The 2,889-nt window shown below is 73.8% G+C and carries 2 pseudogenes; one reads left to right on the forward strand and one right to left on the reverse strand.

What is annotated here, in order from left to right:
• Nucleotides 1-125: 125 nt before the first annotated feature.
• Nucleotides 126-1,997 (reverse strand): annotated as a pseudogene (locus tag ACTIR_RS22975) (ABC transporter ATP-binding protein).
• A 269-nt stretch (nt 1,998-2,266) separates the two neighbouring features.
• Here ACTIR_RS22975 and ACTIR_RS0111890 point away from each other — a divergent pair.
• Nucleotides 2,267-2,889, forward strand: a pseudogene (locus ACTIR_RS0111890) (hypothetical protein); the annotation flags it as partial.

The following is a 2,889-nucleotide window of genomic DNA, read 5'->3' on the forward strand; positions in this document are numbered from 1 at the left end:
CGGCGGCCACACCGGCCACGTCCACAGCCACGGTCCGGGACCGGGGCCGGGGCCGGGGCCCGGACCATCCGGTTCCCGGCTGCCGGGCGGTGATCCCGTGGCCGGTGTCGGCGCGTCCGGCGCGGTCATACCGTCGACCGTTCGGTCCCGGCGGCGAACTGCGTCCGGTGCAGCTCCGCGTAGCGGCCGTCGCGCTCCAGCAGTTCGGTGTGGTCGCCGCGTTCGACGATGCGGCCCTGCTCCACCACGAGGATCTCGTCGGCGGCGCGCACGGTGGACAGCCGGTGCGCGATCACGACCGCCGTGCGGCCCCGCAGCGCGTCGGCCAGTGCCGCCCCCACCGCGGCCTCGGACTCCGAGTCCAGGTGCGCGGTGGCCTCGTCCAGCACCACCACCCGCGGTCGCGCCAGCAGCAGCCGCGCGATGGTCAGCCGTTGCCGCTCACCCCCGGACAACCGGTATCCCCGCTCGCCGACGACGGTGTCCAGCCCGTCCGGCAGGGACCGGACCAACGGCTCCAGCCGCGCCCGGTCGAGCGCGTCCCAGATGTCGGCCTCGTCCGCCGTCGGCGCGGCGTAGGTCAGGTTGGCCCGGATGGTGTCGTGGAACAGGTGCCCGTCCTGGGTCACCAGGCCGACGGCCCCGCGCACCGTGGCGAAGGAGAGGTCCCGGACATCCACCCCGGACAACCGCACGCTCCCGGAATCCGGGTCGTACAGCCGGGGCACCAGCGCCGCGATGGTGGACTTGCCGGCCCCGGACGAGCCGACCAGCGCCACCATCCGTCCCGGTTCGACACGGAAGTCGATGCCGTGCAGCACCTGCTCACCACCGCGGTCGTCGACCACGGCCACCTACTCCAGTGAGGCGAGGGAGTACTGCTCCGCGGACGGGTAGGCGAACCGGACGTCGTGGAACTCCAGGGAGACCCCGCCGTCGGGCAGCGGCGTGGGCCGGTCGGTCTCGGTGAGCATCGGCCGCAGGTCGAGCACCTCGAAGATCCGCTCGAACGACACCAGTGCGGTCATCACGTCGACGCGCACGTTGGCCAGCGCGGTCAGCGGGGTGTACAGACGGGTCAGCAGCAGGGCCAGGGAGACCACGGTGCCCGCGTCCAGCGTGCCGCGCAGCGCCAGCCAGCCACCGAGGCCGTAGACCAGGGCCTGGGCCAGTGCGGAGACCAGCGTGAGATTGGTCATGAACCACCGGGTCAGCATCGCGGTCCGCACCCCGATGTCGCGGACCCGGCCCGCCCGGGCACCGAACTCGTCCACCTCGACGTCCGGCCTGCCGAACAGCTTCACCAGGGTCGCGCCGGGGGCGGAGAACCGCTCGGTCATCTGGTCGGTCATCGAGGCGTTGAGCCCGGCCGCCTCGTGTTGCAACGCCGCCATGCGCCTGCCGATCCGCCGCGCGGGCAGCACGAACACCGGCAGCAGCGCCAGCGCCAGCAGGGTCACCTGCCAGGAGAGGGTCACCATCACGGCGAACGACAGCAGCAGCTGCACCACGTTGGTGACCAGCCCGGACAGCGTGGCGGTGAAGGTGCGCTGTGCCCCGATGACGTCGTTGTTCAGCCTGCTCACCAGTGCACCGGTGCGGCTGCGCGCGAAGAACGCGATCGGCATCCGCTGGACGTGCTCGAACACCGCCCGGCGCAGATCGAAGATCAGCCCCTCCCCGATGTGCGCGGACTGCCACCGCTCCGCCAGCCCCACACCCGCGTCGGCGACGGCGATGCCCGCGATGAGCAAGGCCAGCCACACGACCGTGGTCGCCGCGCCGTCCCCCACGATCACGTCGACCACCCGCCCGGCCAGCAGGGGCGTGCTCACCGCCAGGACCGCGGAGACCACGGTCAGCACGCCGAACACCGCGAGCCTGCGCCAGTGCGGCCGGGCGAACCGGGCCACCCGGCGCACCGTCCCCCGACGCAGACCCGTGGGCGTGTCGGCCGCGTTCATCGCGCCGTGCAGCAGCGACCACGTGTTCTCCACCAGCAATCCCTTCCCGCACCCGACCCGGGTCGTGCTCCTCGCCGTCGTGCCCGGCGCAGCTCCGCCGGCACCGCAGACACCACCGGCACCGCAGACACCGCCGGCACCGCCGGACGTCCCGCGGACCGGACCGGGCCCGCCGCACGCCGTGCGCCCCGCATTGTGCCGCCCGGCACCGACGGTCACGGGCCGGTGGTGCGTCAGCGACCGGTGCCGGTCACGGCGGTGTCACACAACGGTGTCGGTGCGCTCGCGTAGTCTCGGGCGCCATGGGAACACCGGCGGTCGGCACGGGGCGCGGGAGGGGCTTCCGGCCGTGGTGGCTGGACGGCGCGCTGTACCTGGGCTGCGCGGTCTACGCGCTCGTGTTGGCGCTCACCGACAAACACCTCGGCTTCCGGGTCTGGGGGGCGTTCGCCACCGCCGCCTACACGTCGGCGTTGCTGCACACCGCACTGTCGGGGCTCGTCCTCCGGACCCGTGCCCGCCCGGGGAACGACCGGTTCGCCCCGGTTCCGGCCGTGTGGTCCCGGTGGGTCGGCGTCGGCCTGGTCGCGGCCGTGGGCATGCTGGCGCCCCTGGTCACGCTCGTGCTCCGCCGCGGGAGCGCGGGTGGCGACTGGGCGGAGGACCCGGACGTCTGGAACGCCCAGCCGGAGGTGTGGGTGATCGAACGCTCGGCGGAACGGTTGCTGGACACCGGGACGCCGTACGCCGACATCGCCGCGCTCGGCGACCCGGGGGTCTACGACTACACGCCGTACGGTCCGGTGATGTCCCTGTTCGGCCTGCCCGGTGCGGCGGCGGGGACCGACCCGGTCGCCGGGGCGCTCACCGACGCGCGGCTGGTGTTCGCGCTCACGGCCGTGGCGGCCGTGGCGGCCACGCTCCG

This window comes from Saccharomonospora iraqiensis subsp. iraqiensis (assembly GCF_000430445.1).
Lineage (GTDB): Bacteria > Actinomycetota > Actinomycetes > Mycobacteriales > Pseudonocardiaceae > Saccharomonospora > Saccharomonospora iraqiensis.